The following is a 20837-nucleotide window of genomic DNA, read 5'->3' on the forward strand; positions in this document are numbered from 1 at the left end:
ATGAATTATATAAATTACTATTCAGTTTTCAGAGAATATACTAGTGCCAAGGCACTTTTTTTATTAGAAATAAGATAAAATTCTTAATTCTTTTTACGAAAACACAAAATTGTTCTCTGAAAAACGTATTTTTTATTGCTACCAAAAAAGTTTGAAAATATTTATTAAAAATAATTGTTAGTGTATAATAAGTAGGCGACCTTTTAACAGGTTAGAAATGTTCTTTGAAAACTAGATATATATAAACATGACAGTCAATTTTTTCGAGAGTTTGATCCTGGCTCAGGATGAACGCTGGCTGTGTGCCTAATACATGCATGTCGAGCGATGATAGCAATATCATAGCGGCGAATGGGTGAGTAACACGTACTCAACGTACCTTTTAGATTGGGATAGCGGATGGAAACATCCGATAATACCGAATACTTATTATTTTTGCATGAAAGTAATATAAAAGGAAGCGTTTGCTTCGCTAAAAGATCGGAGTGCGCAACATTAGCTAGTTGGTGAGGTAACGGCCCACCAAGGCGATGATGTTTAGCGGGGTTGAGAGATTGATCCGCCACACTGGGACTGAGATACGGCCCAGACTCCTACGGGAGGCAGCAGTAGGGAATATTCCACAATGGACGAAAGTCTGATGGAGCGACACAGCGTGCAGGATGAAGGCCCTATGGGTTGTAAACTGCTGTGGTTAGGGAAGAAAAAGTAGCATAGGAAATGATGCTACCTTGACGGTACCTGATTAGAAAGCAACGGCTAACTATGTGCCAGCAGCCGCGGTAATACATAGGTTGCAAGCGTTATCCGAAATTATTGGGCGTAAAGCGTCTGTAGGTTGTTTGTTAAGTCTGGCGTTAAATTTTGGGGCTCAACCCCAAAACGCGTTGGATACTGGCAGACTAGAGTTATGTAGAGGTTAGCGGAATTCCTTGTGAAGCGGTGAAATGCGTAGATATAAGGAAGAACATCAATATGGCGAAGGCAGCTAACTGGGCATACACTGACACTGAGAGACGAAAGCGTGGGGAGCAAACAGGATTAGATACCCTGGTAGTCCACGCCCTAAACGATGATCATTAGTTGATGGGGAACTCATCGACGCAGCTAACGCATTAAATGATCCGCCTGAGTAGTACGTTCGCAAGAATAAAACTTAAAGGAATTGACGGGGATCCGCACAAGCGGTGGAGCATGTGGTTTAATTTGAAGATACGCGTAGAACCTTACCCACTCTTGACATCTTCTGCAAAGCTATGGAGACATAGTGGAGGTTAACAGAATGACAGATGGTGCATGGTTGTCGTCAGCTCGTGTCGTGAGATGTTCGGTTAAGTCCTGCAACGAGCGCAACCCTTATCCTTAGTTACTACCATTTAGTTGAGCACTCTAAAGAGACTGCCCGAGTAATCGGGAGGAAGGTGGGGACGACGTCAAATCATCATGCCTCTTACGAGTGGGGCTACACACGTGCTACAATGGACGGTACAAAGAGAAGCGAAGTGGTAACATGGAGCAAACCTCAAAAAACCGTTCTCAGTTCGGATTGAAGTCTGCAACTCGACTTCATGAAGTCGGAATCGCTAGTAATCGTAGATCAGCTACGCTACGGTGAATACGTTCTCGGGTCTTGTACACACCGCCCGTCAAACCATGGGAGCTGGTAATGCCCGAAGTCGGTTTATAAAGAAACTGCCTAAGGCAGGACTGGTGACTGGGGTTAAGTCGTAACAAGGTATCCCTACGAGAACGTGGGGATGGATTACCTCCTTTCTACGGAGTACACTTGTCTTTTATCACTATAAAAAAGACTTATAACCAAAATTAATAGACCTATATTTATTTATAAACGTCATGGCTTTTATTAATAGGTCAAAAGCTATATATCTAGTTTTGAGAGAACATTCTCTCATATGTTCTTTGAAAACTGAATAGTAAAATATTTTTCGATATTTACAACGACATCAAAAATCAAATTAATGGTTAATTTGTTTTGATTCATCGAGTAAGTCATATTTAATATGATTCATTGAAATGTCTTAAAATACACATCTAAAACTAACAACAATAGGAAAATACTACTTTTAAATAAGGAAGAGTTTGTGGTGGATGCCTTGGGTCTGGAAGTCGATGAAGGACGTGATTACCTGCGATAAGCCTCGTAGAGCTGGAAATATGCTATGAAACGGGGATTTCCGAATGGGGAAACCTAACTATGGTAATGCATAGTTGCTTATGTCTGAATACATAGGACATAAAGCGAGATACCTTGTGAACTGAAACATCTTAGTAGCAAGAGGAAAAGAAAATAAATAATGATTTCTTTAGTAGCGGCGAGCGAACGAGAAAGAGCCCAAACCATTTTAAATGGGGTCATAGGACAGACTACATAGAGTTACAAAATTTAATAATAGCAGAAGCTTTTGGGAAGAAGCGGCACAGAAGGTGATACCCCTGTATGCGAAATTATTAAATCTCTTGACTGTATCCTGAGTAGGGCGGGGCACGTGAAACCCTGTCTGAATTTGCCGGGACCACCCGGTAAGGCTAAATACTAACCAGACACCGATAGCGAACTAGTACCGTGAGGGAAAGGTGAAAAGAACCCCGAGAGGGGAGTGAAATAGACTCTGAAACCACTTACTTACAATTAGACAGAGCCCGTTAATGGGTGATGGCGTACATCTTGCAGTATGGACCGGCGAGTTACTTTAGCATGCAAGGTTAAGCAGATAAAAGCGGAGCCGTAGAGAAATCGAGTCTTAATAGGGCGATTAGTATGCTTGAGTACACCCGAAACCAGGTGACCTATTCATGAGCAGACTGAAACTTAGCTAACCCTAAGTGGAGGGTCGAACCGTAGTACACTGAAACGTGCCCGGATGACTTGTGAATAGCGGAGAAATTCCAATCGAACTTGGAGATAGCTGGTTCTCCTCGAAATAGCTTTAGGGCTAGCGTGTAGTGTTAAATAATGGTGGTAAAGCACTGAATATGGAATGGCCTCGCCTAGGGGTACTGACTATAATCAAACTCTGAATACCGTTATGAATTGCTATGCAGTCGGAACCGGGGTGCTAACGTCCCGGCTCGCGAGGGAAACAACCCAGATCGTCAGCTAAGGTCCCAAAATCGTGTTAAGTCAGAAAGGTTGTGAGGTTTCATAAACAACTAGGAAGTTGGCTTAGAAGCAGCCATCTTTTAAAGAGTGCGTAATAGCTCACTAGTCAAGAGACCTTGCGCCGACAATGTAACGGGAGTAAAACACGATACCGAAGCTACGGGTACATTTATGTACGTTAGAGGAGCGTTCTTAGGGCAATGAAGCTAGACTGTAAAGACTAGTGGAGCGCTAAGAAGTGAGAATGCCGGTATGAGTAACGATTCGTAGTGAGAATCTACGACGCCTATTGGGGAAGGTTTCCTGGGCAAGGTTCGTCCACCCAGGGTTAGTCAGGACCTAAGGCGAGGCTGAAAAGCGCAGTCGATGGACAACAGGTTAATATTCCTGTACTTTCTTTAATTGTGATGGAGTGACGGAGAAGGATAAGCATACCTATTATTGGATTTAGGGGTAAGTAGTTACTGGTGATTGTAGGCAAATCCGCAATCTATAACTGGGAGCTATGATGCATAGGACTTTTGTCTGAATTTGCCAATTCCATGCTTCCTAGAAAAGTTTCTAAACTTAATTTTATTGAAACCTGTACCAAGAACGGACACACGTCCCCAAGATGAGTATTCTAAGGCGAGCGAGAAAACTAGTGTTAAGGAACTCTGCAAAATGACCCCGTAAGTTCGCAAGAAGGGGCGCCTATGGTAACACATAGGCCACAGTAAATTATGAGGGGCAACTGTTTATCAAAAACACAACTCTCTGCTAAACCGCAAGGTGATGTATAGGGGGTGAAGCCTGCCCAGTGCCCGAAGGTTAAGTGGATGCGTTAGCTTATGCGAAGCGTTGAAATGAAGCCCGGGTGAACGGCGGCCGTAACTATAACGGTCCTAAGGTAGCGAAATTCCTTGTCGGCTAAATACTGACCTGCACGAAAGGCATAATGATCTCTCAACTGTCTCAACACTAGACTCGGTGAAATTATGGTCCCAGTGAAAACGCTGGGTTCCCGCATCAAGACGAAAAGACCCCATGGAGCTTTACTATAACTTCGTATTGGAATTTGGCCTAACATGTGTAGGATAGGTGGGAGACTTTGAAGCTGAGACGCCAGTAGCAGTGGAGTCAACCTTGAAATACCACCCTTGTTATGTTGAATTTCTAACTTACCATCATAATCAGGTGGGAGGACAGTGCGTGGTGGGTAGTTTGACTGGGGCGGTCGCCTCCTAAAGAGTAACGGAGGCGTTCAAAGGTACACTCAGTACGGTCAGAAACCGTATGTAGAGCGCAAAGGCAGAAGTGTGCTTGACTGTGAGACATACAAGTCGAGCAGGTGCGAAAGCAGGACTTAGTGATCCGGCTGTACATTGTGGAATGGCAGTCGCTCAACGGATAAAAGTTACCCTGGGGATAACAGGCTAATCTTGCCCAAGAGATCACATCGACGGCAAGGTTTGGCACCTCGATGTCGGCTCATCGCATCCTGGAGCTGGAGTCGGTTCCAAGGGTTGGGCTGTTCGCCCATTAAAGCGGTACGCGAGCTGGGTTCAAAACGTCGTGAGACAGTTTGGTCCCTATCTGATGTGGGCGTTGGAATATTGATGAGAGCCGCTCTTAGTACGAGAGGACCGGAGTGGACGTACCGCTGGTGTTCCAGTTGTTCCGCCAGGAGCATGGCTGGGTAGCTAAGTACGGAAAGGATAACCGCTGAAAGCATCTAAGTGGGAAGCCTCCTCAGAGATTAGTATTCCCTTGAAATTCCTTATAGACTATGAGGTTGATAGGCTGGATGTGTAAGCACAGTAATGTGTTGAGCTGACCAGTACTAATAAATTGAAAGGTTTAAAAGTAGAGATGTTGATTAAGACATTTCAATGAATTATATAAATTACTATTCAGTTTTCAGAGAATATACTAGTGCCAAGGCACTTTTTTATTTTCTTATTTTGAAAACAGTATGCATTATAAAGATCAAATTATTTACTAACCAAAATCCCTACAAAACAGTGCTATAGGGAAATTTTTGTATGTTATTTTTCCGAAAAATAAACAGCATAATTTCGTTCCAAACTATCAAATAAAAAGGCTTTAAATTTTAAGTAAATTCATTATAATATAACATATATTTTATATAGGTTATGTATGCTGTAGTTTATGTGATAATGAAGGAGAAGTATGAAGAATTCTGGACTAAAAATTCGTGAGTTTTTCTATAAGTTTGGCAAAAAATGAAACGAGTGATGAAGTACAAAAGAAATTACTAAAAAGTTTCTTTATACAGCTACACTTTTAGCAATCTACCTTATTATGACTACAGTTAAGTCTCCTTTTGTTACATTTAGCAATATAAAAAATTCAATTGATAATGATACTTTTCTTAGTACACTAAACCTTATTGGTGGTGGTGGACTTAGACAATTTTCGCTAGTGGCACTTGGAATTAGTCCTTTTATTAATGCTTCCTTAATTATGTCCTTATTGCAAACTAAAGCTTTTCCAGCAATGCAAAAGCTTTCGCAATCAGGACCTGAAGGCAGAAGAAAAATTAACATAATAACACGTGTATTAACACTTATTATTGCCTTTCCACAGTCATTTATGCTTACAATAGCGCTAAGTAGTGGTGATAATCCTTTTATTAGAATTGATCCATATGGATTAAATAAAAACTTGGTAACTTATTTCTTATTGCCTTTTATTTTAATTGGTGGCTCATTATTTTCACTTTTTATAGCTGAACAAATAACTAACAAAGGTATTGGAAATGGAACCAGTTTAATTATTTTTGTTGGTATAGCTTTTCAACTACCTAATCAGTTTCAAACAGCATGAGGAGTTTATGTAAGTGACACAGAAAGCTCAGCTATAGTAGTTGGAGTTTTAAAGTTCTTAACTTACTTATTTGTCTATTTAGCACTATTATTTGTCATAATTGTGATTTACTTAGCGGAAAGACATATCCCAATACAGCAAATCGGTGCTGGAAGAAGTAAGAGCGTCAAAGATATGGGTAAACTTCCAATTAAGCTTAATCCTGCCGGAGTTATGCCAATTATATTTGCCTCAATGTTTGTTTCCTTGCCAATATTAATCGCTAGAATACTTCCAAACACTAACACAGCTGCGATATGAATAAGAGAAAACATGGACTTTTCAAAACCATTAGGTCTAAGTCTTTTAGTTGTATTTACTTTCTTTTTCACATTTATTATGGGTTTGCAACAATCGCGTGTTGATAGAATTGCTGAAGACTTTACTAAAAACTCAACATTTATTCCCGGTATCCAGCCAGGTGAGCAAACTGAAGATTATTTAATTAGTGTTGTAATGAGGCTTTCAACTTTTAGTGCTTTTTATTTAGTTATTTTGGTTTCATTTCAATATCTTATGGTAATTACATTGGCTATACCAGCAGCAATGTCTTTTGGTGGAACTAGCATGATGATTTTAGTATCAGTTTCAATTGAAACAATTGATCAATTCAGAGCAAGAATAAAATCAAGCCAACTTTCAAAACAAAAACGCTTATCAAGAATTGTTTCTGAAAACATTGCTGAGTCTAAAACTACTTACAATAGTGCTTTTGATACTGAAGCTGAAAGCAAACCAAGCAAAAGTAATTTACCTAAGTCAGAGGACGGTTTATTATGGTAGGAGATAAAAAAATTAAAAACTTAGTTTTTATGGGGCCTCCTGGTGTTGGCAAAGGAACAGTAGCATCAATAATTGCTCAAGAGTATGGATTAGTTCACTTATCAACTGGCAATATATTTAGAGCTGAAATTGCTTCTGCAAGTGAATTAGGCAAAAAGGTATCTTCTATTGTAGAATCAGGTGGCTATGTTCCAGATGACATTACTAACGAAATAGTGGCAAGAGCTTTAGAAAATTACAATAAATCAGGTAAAATTGTAATCTTAGATGGCTATCCTCGTACGCTTTCACAGGTTGAATTTTTAGATAGTCTACCTTATTTTAAATATGAAGTAATAGAACTTAGAGCTAGTGAAGAGTTGATACTAAAAAGGCTATCAGGACGTCGTTTTTGTCCAAATTGTAAAGCAAGTTTTCATATTGATTTTATGCCTTCTTCTAAGGGAAATATTTGCGATAAATGTGGAACCCCATTAATTACTCGTAAAGATGATTCCCCTGAATCGATTAAGAATAGATTAATGGTTTACAAAGAACAAACAGGCCCATTATTGGATTATTATAAAAATAAGGTATATGTTTTTGAAGCTAATAATGATCCAAAAGCACTAGCTGATTTAATTGTTAATTCATTAACAAAGTAATAGCAAAAATTCACAATCAAAGTTAGGAATTAATTAATATGGTATCAATCAAAAGCAGTCGTGAGATTGAATTAATTTCTAAAAGCTGCAAGATCCTGGCAGAGGTCAAAGAAATTTTATATGATCTTGTAAGGCCAGGAGTTTCATTAAAAGAATTAGATCGTCATGCTTTTAATGAAATAATTAAAAGAGGAGCAAAACCTGCATTTAAAGGTTTATATGGTTTTCCAGCCACAGCTTGCATCTCTGTAAATGACGAACTTATCCATGGCATTCCCTCAAACTACGTTATTAAAGATGGTGACATTGTCAAAATTGACTTAGGATGCGACTATCATGGATATAAGAGTGACAGTGCCTTTACTAAAGGTGTTGGCAAAATTACTGAAAGTGATAGCAAAATTATTGAAGTAGCCAAATTAGCTTTTGAAGCGGGCTTAGCTGCTATTAAGCCAGGCGCAAGAGTTGGCGATATTAGTTATGCTATTGGTCAAGTAATTAAAAATAATAATTTATACACACCTAGAGACTACACTGGTCACGGCATAGGAAAAGAATTGCATGAAGATCCTTATATACCTAATTATGGTAAAAAAGGAACCGGCATCTTATTAAAAGATAACATGGTTATATGCATTGAACCTATGATTTTGCAAAAGTCTGACCGCGTATATGTTAAAAAAGATAAATGAACTGTTGTTAGTGCAAGCGGACTAAATACTGCTCACTATGAACATACAGTTTTAATCAAAAATGGTAAAGGTGTTGTGTTAACGAAAGGAATCTAATAAAAAATGGCAAAGGACGCTATTAAAATTAGAGCAAAAGTAAAAGAAATATATTCAACGGATGAATATTTAGTAACTTTAGAAAGTGGACAAGATATTAAAGCTAATATCTCAGGTAAAATGCGTGTTAATCGCATAAGAATTTTACCTGGTGATGAAGTCGATGTTGAATTAAGCCCTTACAACTTACAAAGAGGGCGTATTACATATCGACACAATAGATAGGAGATTTGCTAATTTATGAAAGTTAGAGCTAGCGTAAAGAGAATGTGTAAAGATTGTCGTATTATCAAACGTAAAGGTGTTATAAGGGTAATTTGCTCTATCCCTAAACATAAACAAAGACAAGGATAAAAATAGATGGCAAGAATTTTAAATATAGAAATCCCAAATAACAAGCGTGTAGTTATTTCATTAACATACATCTATGGTATTGGTAGAACAAGTGCACAAGAAATATGTGCAAAGGCAAAAATTGACGAAAACATCAGAGTTAAAGACTTATCAGAAGCACAACTTAGCGCAATTAGAGAAATTGCAAAAGAGTATGTCACAGAAGGCGATTTACGTAGAGAAGTTTCATTAAACATTAAGCGTTTAATGGAAGTTAAGTGCTACCGTGGAATCAGACACCGTAAAGGTCTTCCTGTTAGAGGCCAAAGCACCAAAAGTAATGCAAGAACTAGAAAAGGTCCTAGAAAGACTGTTGCTGGTAAGAAGTCAACTAAATAGTTAATTTAGGAGAATAATTATGGCTAATAAAGTTGTTAAAAAAACAAAAAAGAAAAACATTACTAAAGGTGTAGCACACATCCACTCAACTAATCAAAACACAATCGTGACATTTGCTGATGAATTAGGTAACGTTATAGCATGAAGCAGTTCTGGTGCTATTGGCTATAAAGGAACCAAAAAGAAAACACCTTATGCAGCAGGTTTAGCTGCACAAGCAGCATCAGAAGCTGCAAAAGAGCATGGTATTAAAAGCGTAAGAGTTGAACTTAAAGGTATTGGTGCTGGAAAGGATGCTGCTAGAAAACAAATAGAAGTATCTGGTATTACTGTTACAGAAATTAAAGATGTAACACCTGTTCCTCACAATGGTACTAGACCACCAAAACGTATTCTTAAGCGTGAAAAAATGAGAAAATAATTAAAGGAGAGTATCACTTATGGAAAGAATGTCTAAGTTAGATTACTTACAAGTAAGTAACTCTGCTATCAATAATAATTTAAATGAAGTTACCTTTTCACTTAAACCACTTGAAAGAGGCTTTGGCAATACTGTTGCAGTTGCACTAAGAAGAGTTTTATTATCAAACGTTACTTCTTTAGCACTATTTGCAATCAAAATTTCAGGTGTTAGCCACGAATTTCAAACTATTCCGGGAATTGTAGAAGATGTTACAGCTATCATAATGAACTTAAGGAAAGTTAAATTCAAATATAATCCTGAATTTGTTAAAGACGGCGAAATTATTAAAGCTACAATTAAAGCTGAACAACCAGGAATTGTGACATCTAAGAGCATTGAAATAACTAACCCTTCAGTTGAGATCATCAACAAAAGCCAAGAAATAGCAAACATACAAAAAGGTTCATTGGTGATCGAACTATTCTTAAGGCCAGGCAGAGGTTTTATCTCAAATGAAAGCAATAAAAAATTCATACAAAATGATTCTTTATTTGCTTCAAAAATTGAATCAAACATCAAAAAAGGCTTATTTATAGCTGTTGACAGCAATTTTAGTCCTGTTGAAAAATGCAGTTATACTGTTAGAGAACTAAATACATCTAGCAATAAAATTGAAGAAGAGTTATTATTCACAATTAAAACTGATGGCACCATTGATGCTAAAAGTGCTATAAATCAAGCTTGCAAGATTTTAGTTGCTCACTTTATGGCTGTTGGTGATGTTGATTCAATGAAGCTTGATGTCTTCGAAGAAGAAAAAGTTAAAAATGATGAACCAATTGAAAATGATGTTGATATTAACCAATTAGGATTATCTGTACGTTCATTAAACGCACTTAAGAGAATTGGAAAAACAAAAGCTTCTGAAGTGGCTGCTATGACCTGAGAGGAATTAGAACAAACTAAGAACTTAGGTAGAAAATCATTAGATGAAATTCAAGAATGTTTAAAGGTAAATGGCTTCACTCTAAATAAAGGAGATGAATAATGGCTAATCCAACACAAATTTACAGTCGTGACGCTAAATGACGTAAAGGTGTTATGAGAACATTAGTTAGCGAATTATTTGCTAATGGTCGCATAACAACTACATTAACACGTGCTAAAGAATTACGTAGACATGCAGAAAAATTAATTACTAAGGCAAAAAACCCAACTCTTGCAAACCGTAGAATTTGTGCAAGTTTCTTGCGTCCTACATTAGTAGAAGATGGCAAGAAAGATGTACTAAAACACTTATTTGACACAATCGCACCATCATATGCAAAACGTAATGGTGGCTACACTAGAATTTACAAGTTAGTTAACCGTCAAGGTGACAATGCACCTATGGCTATTATTGAATTAGTTTAATTTTCCTTATCCGCTTTCTTTTAATAATAATTGCTTTGCAATTTAACTAAAAGTTGCAAAATTCCTTTTGATTTAATGATGCTATTCTAAGCATCATTTTTTACTTTTCAGCCTTTAAAATAGTTTAAAAAGTTAAACTTTCAAAATTTGTTTTGGTAGTATAATAAGTACATTATGATCAAAGTAACTGACTTAATGTTTAAATATCCAAGTGCTAGTGCATATGCTATTGACAATCTTAATTTGGAAATTGAGAGCGGCAAGTATGTAGCAATTTTAGGACACAATGGCTCTGGTAAGAGTACATTTTCTAAATTACTAGTTGCACTATATAAGCCAGCTGACGGAAAAATTGAATTAGATGGCACAACTATAAGCAAGGAAACAATTAGAGAAATAAGAAGTAAAATAGGAATCATTTTTCAAAATCCAGATAACCAATTTATCGGTGCTTCTGTTGAAGATGATGTTGCCTTTGGATTAGAAAACAAACGTGTTCCTAGAAAGGAAATGAAACCTATTATTGATGAATTAGCCACAAAAGTTGGGATGGGTAATTACTTAGAAAAAAGTCCACAATCTCTTTCTGGTGGACAAAAACAACGTGTAGCTATTGCATCAGTTTTAGCCTTAGACCCTGACATTATTATCTTTGATGAAGTAACTAGTATGCTTGATCCACTGGGCAAGAGAAAAGTGCTTAATATCATTAATGCAGTACAAAAAGAGAGAAAGAAGACACTTATATCAATAACCCATGATATGGATGAAGCTATTTTAGCTGATTATTGTTTAGTTTTCTCTGAAGGCAAAATAATAGCTGCTGGTTCCCCTAGCGAAATATTAAACAACAAAGAGATTTTATCATTAGCTAAAATTGACTCTCCTTTTATTTACAAATTAAGCGAAAAAATTAATGGTGTAAAACCAACATATCACGAACAGGAGTTATTAGATCAAATATGCAAATAACTGTTAAAGACTTAGTGCACACATTTTTAGCTAAAACTCCTTATGAACTTAATGCAATAAACCACGTAAATGTTGAAATTAAGCAAGGTGAATTTATTGGAGTAATAGGACAAACCGGGAGTGGCAAAACAACTTTTATTGAGCATCTTAATGCTTTGTTATTACCTAGCAATGGCGAAATAGAATGAGTTTTTGAAAATGAGAAACTTGACCGTAAAACAGGCAAAAAAGAAAAATTCATTGATAGTTTTATAGTTAAACCTACTCGTAGAAAAAAAGTTAAGAAAGCTAAAGATATTCGTAAAAGAGTTGGAGTTGTATTTCAGTTTGCTGAATACCAACTATTTGAAGAAACTATTGAAAAAGACATTGCATTTGGACCAAGAAGTTTTGGTATCAGCAAACAAGAAGCATTTGAAAGAGCTGCTAAATACATTAAATTAGTTGGGCTTGATGAATTGTTTTTAAAACGTTCACCATTTGAATTATCTGGTGGTCAAAAAAGAAGAGTTGCTCTTGCAGGGATATTAGCAATGGAACCAGATTTTATAATTGCTGATGAACCCACTGCAGGATTAGATCCTGCTGGAGTTATTGAAATATTAAATATTTTCAAAGAGCTCCATAATCAAGGTAAAACAGTTATTATTGTAACTCATGACTTAGATAATGTTTTAGAATACACTCAAAGAGTATTAGCCTTTAAAGACGGCCAAATTGTAAAAGACGGTGATACACATGATGTATTAAGAGATACTGAATTTTTGAAAAATAACTATATGGAACCGCCAAAGCTTTTGGATTTTGTATCTAAATTAGAAGCTAATGGAATAAATGTTCCCAGAGTTACTTCAATTGATGAACTAGCTGATTTTATTAATAAACATATGAGTAATAAAAATAAGAGTGGGGTCAAAGATGAACAGTAATTACGGTCGCTATATGATGAACGACACAGTTGTTCACAGAATGGATCCTAGATTCAAAATTGTATTCATCATAATTTACATTGTTTTAACTTTTGTTGCTAAAGACTTTATAACATTAGGCATAATTTTAGTTCCTTTGTTAGTTTTATTCTTAATTGAAACTAAAAGCCCAACAGCATTTTTAAGACTATGAATAATGCCGTTACTTATTGGTTTCTTCCTTTTCTGAGTTAATATCTATACTATGAAAGTTGATGTTTATGATTCAGCTGGACAGTGAACTGAGAAGTATAAAGCCTTAAAACAGTGATATCCGCTTCCTATTCACTTAGGTAAAAGCTTCCATATCTCATGAGAAGTAATTGCTAGAACACTAGGTCTTGTGGTACGTGTTTATATTATGATTATGGCAACTAGTTTAATGATTAATACAACTAAGCCAATGCTTTTATCAAAAGCAATTGATGATTTATTATTACCACTTAAATTATTATTTATTCCAACTCACGTAATAGTAATGATAATTTATATTGCTTTAAGATTTATTCCTACATTGTTAGAAGAAGCACAAAGAATCACTAAAGCTCAAGCCAGCCGGGGTGTTGACTTTAAAAATGGTAAATTTAAAGATAAGGTTAAGTCATTTACAACTTTAATTATTCCATTATTTGTAACTGCATTTTCAAAGGCTGAAGACTTATCAAATGCAATGGAAACCAGAGGATACAATCCATATGCTAAAAGAACTAAATATAGATTAATTATTCCAACCTGAAGAGATATATTTCTAGTTCTTATTGCTGCCTGAGCAATTACATATGTTGTCTTAGTTGACAAACAAATAATACCAACAAAACAAGTCTTTTGATATGCAAATACATTCTTTGCATTTTAGCAATTAAAAAACGAGTGAACTTTTCAAACACTCGTTTTTTATTTTAGTTCGGTAAAATTTTACTAATTGTACTATCATCTAGTTTTATAGCATCAGCTATTCTTTTTAAAGCGATCCTAATACTATCTAATAATTTAAAAGCATTTTTTGCTTTTTCGTAGATAGGGTTAAGTTTACTTATTTCTGAATTTTTTACGAATAAGTCTGTTTTATTGGTTAGTTCGACAAAAACCTTCAAAATTTCAGGCTTGTCTTTTAGTGCATTTTTAATTTTAGAAACTGAATCATGATACTTTAGCTTTGAAGCAATTTCATGAAAAGTATTTAAATAATTAGATAACTCTCAGATCATACTATATGTAGCATGCGAGTGATCATGACTTGAGTTTTCTCCTGTGTTAGAATCATATATTTTTATTAAATCATCTTTAAATTGTGATGGTTCTATTAAAGAAGACTTATTAAAATTAATTAATGAGCTATAAACAGTTCTATAGTCATCTTGTATCCATTCAGTTCACTCTTTGTTGGTAAAAAAAGCTGATGATTCATTTAACTGTGGAAGTGCAAAATAGATAATTTTTGAATTATCTTTGGAACTTCTATTGTTAAAGTCATCAAAAAACTTATTAGAGTTATTTACTACTTGAACATTTAGGTCATTAGTTAAGCTAACTAAAGCCTTAGTTATTTTAGCTGCTTGCGAATTATGAGCATAGTCAAAAAATGTACCTTTTACTGTTTTATAGACTGATTCGTCATTTTTAACTAGGTCATAAAACTTTTGCATTTGCTTATCTATATCATAAGAAGCATCAGGGTCAATAATATTCTTAACTAAATTGTCATATAACATAACATTGAAAAAGTTTTTAGTTTCTGCATTGTCTGAATGAAATGAGTTATTAACTTTTTTGGCTAAAAAATCATTTTCAATTCTGTCAACTTCAACTTTATACTGTTTTATAAGTTCACTTATTGACTTTGTGCTATTGTCGCTTTGATTAGTATTAGTATTATTGCACCTAGCCGATACAACTAAGGGGAAAGCTACTAATGGTGCTATCATAAAGAACTTATTTAATTTATTTTTCATAATATCTTTCTACATATTGGATAATATAAAATAATATGTTTTAATATAATAATTATAAATGCACTAATCAAAAATATTCATCATTTTGTTATATATGCTCTTAAAATAAGGAGATAAAATGAAGCAATTTATAGTAATTGGCAATTGAAAAATGTATAAAACATTTACAGAAACATTAAACTTTTTTGATGAGTTTGCTATAGAATACAAAAAGTTTCGCAAAGCTAATCCTGAATTAGTTCCTTACATTGATAATAACATTTTTGGCGTAGCCCCTTCACAATGTAATTTGCCTGCCTATTTTACAAATAAGATTCCCGAACTTAAATTATGCAGTCAAAATATGTCTAAAAATGAAGAAGGCGCTTTTACTGGAGAAGTAAGTGCAAGAATGCTTAGAGATATCAATGTTTCATATGCTTTATGTGGGCACTCAGAAAGAAGAAGATACCACAGCAACCATGAAAATGATGAATCAACTCATTTAAAAATAAAGCAGTCAGTTAAATATGACATAACACCAATTATCTGCATTGGCGAATCTAAAGAAGACAGAGATGCTGGCAGAACTGAAGAGGCTATTCATAAACAGTTACAAATTCTTTTAGATGAAGTTAATATTCACAAAGTTATTATAGCTTATGAACCAGTATGATCAATAGGAACTGGAATAACTCCTACACCTGAAGAAGTTGAAAATGTCAGTGCACTAATTCACAAGCTAACTAGCCCTGATGTGCCTGTTTTATATGGTGGCAGCATTAGCGAGAAAAATATAAATGATTTTACCAATTTGCCTAATTTAAATGGTTTTTTGGTTGGATCAGCAAGTTTAAAAATTGACAAATTTTTAAAACTTATATCAGCAAATTCCGACGGAATTATGCCTAAAGAAAAATAAAAAAACTGAAGGTGGATTTCGCTCCATTTCAGTTTTTTATATTTCTAGTAGCCGCCGTGTGATTTTTTCCCTTCAACTATAGCAACAGATCTACTTGTGCCAAATCTAGTTGCGCCTGCTTGGTACATTTTAATCATATCATCTTTATTTGATATACCACCAGCAGCTTTAATTAGTAATTTTTCACCACAAACTGATTTCATTATTTTAACATCTTCTAAGCTTGCACCACGAGTTGAAAAACCGGTTGATGTTTTGATAAATTCAGCACCTGATTGCATAACAATTTCAGTAACTTTTTCAATTTCTTCTTTAGTTAGAAGTGCTGTTTCAACAATAACTTTAAGGACATGCTTGCCACAAGCGTGTTTTACAACCATAATGTCTTTAAGCACATAGTCATAGTCTTTATCTTTTAGCTTGCCAATGTTGATAACCATATCAATTTCATCAGCGCCAGCTTTTATAGCTTCAGAAGCTTCATATGCTTTGCAATTTGTAAGCATTGCACCCAATGGGAAACCTATAACCGAAGTAATGCCAATATCTGTCCCTTTTAACTGTTCTTTTACATATGGAACATATGAAGAATTAACACATACTGTTTTAAAGTTATATTGTTTTGCTTCAGTAATTAATTTATCAATATCAGCTTTTGTAGCTTCAGCTTTTAAAAATGTGTGGTCAATCATTTTGTTGTAATCAATTTTCATTTTATTCCTCTATTTTAGTCTGTCAATAATAATTTTATTTTCAACTTGCACCGCGCCAATTCTGTATGCTTTTGATAATTCATCTTTTAAGTCTGAATTAATCTCTTTTGAAGAGTAGAGTGTAAATAGCTTATCGCCTTTTTTGACCGTTTCATTGGTTTTTTTGTGCAATGTAATACCAGCTTCAAAGTCAATTTTATCTTCTTTAGTTGCTCTACCAGCACCAAGCTTCATTGCAACTATTCCAAATGTTAAGGCATCAAAAATTTCTAAATATCCATTGCTATCTGCATAGATATCAAATGAATATTTTGGATTTCAAAATGAAGGGCTTTTTAACGCTTCAGTATCACCGCCTTGTAATTTGATGAATTCATAAAACTTTTCTAATGCTTTACCATTTTTAATAACTTCATCAACTAACTTTAAGCCTTCTTCATGTGACTTAGCAATTTTAGCTTGCTCCATAATGGTTGCACATGATGAATAAACTAATTCTTTAAAGTCAGATGGACCATTGCCTTGAAGTGTTCTAATAGCTTCTAAAACTTCATTTTTATTGCCTATTTCCCTGCCGATTGGTCTAGACATATTTGTAATTTCAGCTCTTACATCAACATTTAGCTCTTTGCCAATTGAAATCATTGTTCTAGACAATTCTCTTGCTAGTTCAGGTGTTTTCATAAATGCGCCATTACCACATTTAACATCTAATAAAATTGCATCGCTACCAGTTGCAAGTTTTTTAGACATTATGCTAGAAGCTATAAGTGGAATTGACTGTACACATGAAGTAACATCTCTTAAGGCATATATTTTTTTATCAGCAGGTACTAATGAACTGCTTTGTCCAATAACAGCAATTTTGTGTTCTTTAACTTGTTTTTTAAATTGAGCATCACTAAGTTCAACTGTAAAGCCTGGGATTGATTCTAATTTATCAATTGTCCCGCCTGTATGACCCAGACCTCTACCTGACATTTTTGCGACAGGAGCTCCTAAAGCAGCACAAATAGGAGCAACAGCCAGTGTTGTTTTATCACCTACACCACCAGTTGAGTGCTTATCAACTTTTATACCAGGAATATCTGATAGGTCAATTACATCGCCTGAGTGCATCATAAATTTAGTAAAGTAAGCTAACTCAGCTGATTCCATTCCTTGAAACATTACAGCCATTAAAAAAGCAGCCATTTGATAATCAGGAGTTTGTCCCTTGACATATGAGCCTAATAAAAAGTCTATTTCGCTATTACTAAGAGATTTACCTAATCTCTTTTTTTCAATTAAATCAACAATACGCATTTTGATCCTAATAGTTAATTATGCTAACTCTAAAGCTATTTTCATCATATTATTAAATGATGTTTGACGCTCTTCAGGAGTTGTTTCTTCGTGTGTAATTAAGTTATCGCTAACTGTTAGTAAGCAAGCAGCTTGCTTTCCTAATTTTTCAGCATTTGTAAATAGCGCATAGCTTTCCATTTCCACACAAGCAGCTTGTGATTCAGCTATTCTTTCACTAAGGGGTACTGATGAGTAAAATACATCAGAAGAATGAGTTCTAGCTGTTTTCATTTCAATTCCTAGCTTTTCAGCAGATTTTTTAATTTCTTCATTCAATGAAGCACTTGGGTAAGCCACAAATGAGTGGTCATTTAATACTAATTTTCTAAAAGCATTTGAATCAGCGTAAGCTGAATCAACTAATACTGTGTCATATAATTTTAAGTCTTCTACATAGGCACCTGTAGAGCCAACTCTAATAATTTTGTCAACATCATAGAACTTAAACAATTCATAACTATATATACCAATTGATGGGCAACCCATTCCACTAGCAGCTATAGAAACTTTTTTGCCTTTGTATGTACCTGTATACATAAAAACGTTTCTAACTGTATTTACTAGTTCATATCCTTCATCTAAAAATGTTTCAGCAATATACTTTGCTCTTAAAGGGTCGCCAGGCATTAAAACTAATTTAGCAATTGATCCTTTTGGTGCATTTATGTGTGGTGTCATATTTTCTCCTTAATGCAATATTAAAATTTATGAATCTAATAAAAATCTGATTAAATGTGTGATTTATATTTTATTAGAGCCTACATAATATGCTTTATTTTATAAATAAAACTATCATATATATTTTAACATAATGGGGGTGTGTTTCGCCTATATAAAAGCTTTGACAATGTGTAAATATTTGATAAAATAATTGTTTTATTTTCTATTGTTTTTTGCTATTTTTTATATTATTAAATGACACTTGTTAATATATATACTTTTTACAATAAATAAGGAGGGCATATGCTAAAAAAAGGCATTGTTTTTAGTGACGTGGATGGTACCATTTACTCACGTGATAATTATGTATCTAATTTCAATCTAGATATTATTAAGTCATATCAAATAAGCTTCAATATAGCAACTGGTAACCCTATTTGCCCTAGAATGTTAAAATTAGCAAAACTTACCGATGCTGACTATATTATTGGCTCATCTGGAGCACAAATTTATGACTATAAAAACAGTAAATTTGTTAAGGAAGACTACATTGATGCTGATGTGGTTAAACAAATATTTAAGATTTTTTGAGAACAAAATATTCCAGCAGCGGCTTGGTCAAGTCATATTTTTTATGCTTTTAGAGAAAATGAAAAAGAGTTTCTAAATAAGATTTATTACAGATATGAAAGTTTTGACCAATTCACTATGTACAAAGGCGAATCAGACATAAAGCCAATAGCTAAAATGGAAGTGTATTTTGAAGACTTTGACAAAATTGATGAGCTTATGGCTGAGCTTTCAAAACTAAAATGTAAGTTAATTAAAACACATATGAATTTAGAAATATTACCAATAAAAGAATCTAAAGGTAATGCAATTATGTGAATTCTTGATAATCTACTAAAAGATTATAGCACTGATGAAATTATGGTCATAGGTGACAGCGAAAATGACTTTAGTATGTTCAAAAAGTTTAATTATTCATATGTTATGGATAATGCAAAGGACGAAGTTAAGAAGAGAGCTAACTTTGTGACTAAAGATGTGCAAGAACACGGTCTAGGACATGCAATTTTGGACTATATGCAGAAATTCCAAGGCAACTTAAATAAAAAAGAAGAATAATAGTTGGCCATTTTTGCCTATTTTATAGGCAATATGGCTTTTTTAAAATTTATGAAATATTAATCTTATTAATATTTTGTTAAAATTTTGAAAGTAATAAGGCGGTGTTATATGGCTAAATTTATTGATGAGATTAAATTGACTTTAATAGCAGGAAAAGGTGGAGACGGAATTATTTCTTTCAGAAGGGAAGCTCATGTTGATAAGGGTGGCCCTGATGGCGGTGATGGTGGTAAAGGCGGAAACATCTATTTTGTAGGTGATAAAGGCAAGAATACTTTACTTTCACTTTACGGAAATAAGCAAATTAGTGCAGAAGATGGCATTAATGGCGGACCTAAAAATCTTTATGGCGCAACTGGCAAAAGCACATATGTAAAAGTTCCAATTGGCACAATGGTGTATAAAAATAATAAATTGGTTGCTGATATAGTAGAAGAAAAAGAATATTTAGTTGCTCAAGGCGGAATAGGTGGCAGAGGTAATGCTAAATTTAAAAGTAGCAGAAATACTGCACCAAGAATTTGTGAAAATGGAACACCTGGTGAAAAGTATTTAGCTCATATTGTGCTTAAAGTAATGTCTGATGTTGGTATTATAGGAAAACCTAGTGCTGGTAAAAGTACATTACTTAGTGCTATATCAAATGCCAAAGCCAAAATTGCTGAGTATGAATTTACTACATTAGTTCCTCAATTAGGTTTAGTTAAATATCACGATCATTCTTTTACAGTAGCAGACTTACCTGGATTAATTAAGGGTGCTTCAGAAGGAAAAGGTCTAGGAATTCAATTCTTAAGACACATTGAAAGGTGCAGAGTTGTTGTGCAAATAATTGACTTTGGTTCTGATGAAAAAGACCCAATCGAAGACTTTGAAGTAATTAATAAAGAATTAGAAGAATACAGCAAGAAATTAGCAAGTAAAGCCAAAGTAGTTGTTGCTAATAAGTCTGATTTACAGGGTTTTCGGGTAAGAGTTGATGCTTTTAAGGCTAAATATCCTGATGTTGATGTTGTTGAAATAAGCGCTATTGAACGAAGTAATTTAGATGAATTAAAAGGCAAAATTTGGAAAGTATTAGAAGAGACTAAGATGGCTCCAACTGAAGAAGATGATGAAGAAGAATCAGTTGTTGAAATTAAATTAGAAGAAGATTATAAAATATCAAATCCATATGCAGGATTTTTTGAAATTACTGGCCCTAAAATAGAGCAAATATATCACAAAATTCCGTTAGTTAGCTATGATAACTTAATACGATTCAATACAATGCTTAAAAAAATAGGTGTTTGAGATGATTTGCTTAAGTATGACATAAAGCCGGGTGATACTGTCAGAATCCTAGAGTATGAGTTTGAGTGAGATGGAGAATTTTAAGTCTAATTGGTCTGTTTTATAGGCAAATATAAAAAAGCAGCATGTGCAATACATGTTGCTTTTT

The 20837-nt window shown here is 34.4% G+C and carries 19 protein-coding genes and 2 rRNA genes; 17 read left to right on the forward strand and 4 right to left on the reverse strand.

Annotated features, from left to right (window positions below; translation table 4 throughout):
• Window positions 1–259: 259 nt before the first annotated feature.
• From MBOVPG45_RS01420 to MBOVPG45_RS01485, 14 genes are all read left to right on the forward strand, one after another.
• Window positions 260–1773 (forward strand): 16S ribosomal RNA (locus tag MBOVPG45_RS01420).
• A 309-nt stretch (window positions 1774–2082) separates the two neighbouring features.
• A 23S ribosomal RNA gene (locus MBOVPG45_RS01425) occupies window positions 2083–4968 on the forward strand.
• Together the 16S and 23S rRNA genes form the textbook arrangement of a ribosomal RNA operon.
• A gap of 325 nt (window positions 4969–5293) precedes the next feature.
• Window positions 5294–6772, forward strand: coding sequence for a preprotein translocase subunit SecY (gene secY / locus MBOVPG45_RS01430; protein ID WP_013456323.1), 1479 nt, complete (start codon window positions 5294–5296; stop codon window positions 6770–6772).
• The gene (locus MBOVPG45_RS01435) at window positions 6766–7416 is read left to right on the forward strand and encodes an adenylate kinase family protein (RefSeq protein ID WP_013456188.1); all 651 of its coding nucleotides are present in this window, start codon (window positions 6766–6768) and stop codon (window positions 7414–7416) included. Before secY ends, MBOVPG45_RS01435 begins: the two co-directional genes overlap by 7 nt.
• Window positions 7417–7454: 38 nt before the next feature.
• A complete protein-coding gene (gene map, locus MBOVPG45_RS01440; RefSeq protein ID WP_013456147.1) occupies window positions 7455–8204 on the forward strand; it encodes a type I methionyl aminopeptidase in 750 nt (249 codons plus the stop codon).
• Window positions 8205–8210: 6 nt separating this feature from the next.
• Window positions 8211–8429: a translation initiation factor IF-1 gene (gene infA / locus MBOVPG45_RS01445; RefSeq protein ID WP_004023936.1), complete on the forward strand. Its 219-nt coding sequence runs from the start codon at window positions 8211–8213 to the stop codon at window positions 8427–8429.
• A 15-nt stretch (window positions 8430–8444) separates the two neighbouring features.
• Window positions 8445–8558, forward strand: coding sequence for a 50S ribosomal protein L36 (gene rpmJ, locus MBOVPG45_RS01450; protein ID WP_014829961.1), 114 nt, complete (start codon window positions 8445–8447; stop codon window positions 8556–8558).
• A 6-nt stretch (window positions 8559–8564) separates the two neighbouring features.
• Entirely contained in the window at window positions 8565–8936 is a 372-nt protein-coding gene (rpsM, locus tag MBOVPG45_RS01455; protein ID WP_004023934.1) for a 30S ribosomal protein S13, read from the forward strand.
• Window positions 8937–8955: 19 nt separating this feature from the next.
• Complete coding sequence (gene rpsK, locus MBOVPG45_RS01460; protein ID WP_004023933.1) at window positions 8956–9357, forward strand: 30S ribosomal protein S11; 402 nt, start codon at window positions 8956–8958, stop codon at window positions 9355–9357.
• A 19-nt stretch (window positions 9358–9376) separates the two neighbouring features.
• On the forward strand, window positions 9377–10387 hold the full coding sequence (locus tag MBOVPG45_RS01465) for a DNA-directed RNA polymerase subunit alpha (protein WP_013456482.1): 1011 nt from the start codon (window positions 9377–9379) through the stop codon (window positions 10385–10387).
• On the forward strand, window positions 10387–10752 hold the full coding sequence (gene rplQ / locus MBOVPG45_RS01470) for a 50S ribosomal protein L17 (RefSeq protein ID WP_013456394.1): 366 nt from the start codon (window positions 10387–10389) through the stop codon (window positions 10750–10752). Before MBOVPG45_RS01465 ends, rplQ begins: the two co-directional genes overlap by 1 nt.
• A gap of 174 nt (window positions 10753–10926) precedes the next feature.
• A complete protein-coding gene (locus MBOVPG45_RS01475) occupies window positions 10927–11724 on the forward strand; it encodes an energy-coupling factor transporter ATPase (protein ID WP_013456405.1) in 798 nt (265 codons plus the stop codon).
• Window positions 11715–12653, forward strand: a complete 939-nt coding sequence (locus tag MBOVPG45_RS01480) for an energy-coupling factor transporter ATPase (RefSeq protein ID WP_013456575.1) — start codon at window positions 11715–11717, stop codon at window positions 12651–12653. Before MBOVPG45_RS01475 ends, MBOVPG45_RS01480 begins: the two co-directional genes overlap by 10 nt.
• The gene (locus tag MBOVPG45_RS01485; protein WP_013456562.1) at window positions 12643–13548 is read left to right on the forward strand and encodes an energy-coupling factor transporter transmembrane component T family protein; all 906 of its coding nucleotides are present in this window, start codon (window positions 12643–12645) and stop codon (window positions 13546–13548) included. The genes MBOVPG45_RS01480 and MBOVPG45_RS01485 overlap by 11 nt, the downstream gene beginning before the upstream one ends.
• A gap of 43 nt (window positions 13549–13591) precedes the next feature.
• On the opposite strand, the gene MBOVPG45_RS01490 is transcribed toward MBOVPG45_RS01485, so the two are convergent.
• Complete coding sequence (locus MBOVPG45_RS01490; RefSeq protein WP_013456455.1) at window positions 13592–14644, reverse strand: MAG5150 family histidine triad lipoprotein; 1053 nt, start codon at window positions 14642–14644, stop codon at window positions 13592–13594.
• 118 nt (window positions 14645–14762) lie between these two features.
• On the opposite strand from MBOVPG45_RS01490, the gene tpiA reads away from it, so the two are divergent.
• Complete coding sequence (gene tpiA, locus MBOVPG45_RS01495; RefSeq protein ID WP_013455966.1) at window positions 14763–15545, forward strand: triose-phosphate isomerase; 783 nt, start codon at window positions 14763–14765, stop codon at window positions 15543–15545.
• Window positions 15546–15589: 44 nt separating this feature from the next.
• Here the strand turns inward: tpiA and deoC are convergent, their stop codons facing one another.
• From deoC to deoD, 3 genes are read right to left on the reverse strand one after another with little or no spacing between them, the layout of a single operon-like run.
• Complete coding sequence (deoC, locus tag MBOVPG45_RS01500) at window positions 15590–16258, reverse strand: deoxyribose-phosphate aldolase (RefSeq protein ID WP_013456241.1); 669 nt, start codon at window positions 16256–16258, stop codon at window positions 15590–15592.
• 9 nt (window positions 16259–16267) lie between these two features.
• Window positions 16268–17563: a pyrimidine-nucleoside phosphorylase gene (locus MBOVPG45_RS01505; RefSeq protein WP_013456167.1), complete on the reverse strand. Its 1296-nt coding sequence runs from the start codon at window positions 17561–17563 to the stop codon at window positions 16268–16270.
• Between the two features lie 18 nt (window positions 17564–17581).
• A complete protein-coding gene (deoD, locus tag MBOVPG45_RS01510) occupies window positions 17582–18283 on the reverse strand; it encodes a purine-nucleoside phosphorylase (RefSeq protein WP_013456427.1) in 702 nt (233 codons plus the stop codon).
• A 285-nt stretch (window positions 18284–18568) separates the two neighbouring features.
• Between deoD and MBOVPG45_RS01515 the strand changes: the two genes are divergently transcribed.
• Window positions 18569–19393: a Cof-type HAD-IIB family hydrolase gene (locus MBOVPG45_RS01515; protein WP_013456545.1), complete on the forward strand. Its 825-nt coding sequence runs from the start codon at window positions 18569–18571 to the stop codon at window positions 19391–19393.
• A 111-nt stretch (window positions 19394–19504) separates the two neighbouring features.
• Window positions 19505–20773 carry a GTPase ObgE gene (gene obgE / locus MBOVPG45_RS01520; protein ID WP_013456486.1) on the forward strand — a complete coding sequence of 423 codons (1269 nt, stop codon included), beginning with the start codon at window positions 19505–19507 and terminating at the stop codon, window positions 20771–20773.
• The last annotated feature ends 64 nt before the right edge of the window (window positions 20774–20837 follow it).

Origin of the sequence: Mycoplasmopsis bovis PG45, assembly GCF_000183385.1 — a bacterium.
In the GTDB taxonomy this organism is placed as follows: Bacteria; Bacillota_I; Bacilli_A; order Mycoplasmatales; family Metamycoplasmataceae; genus Mycoplasmopsis; species Mycoplasmopsis bovis.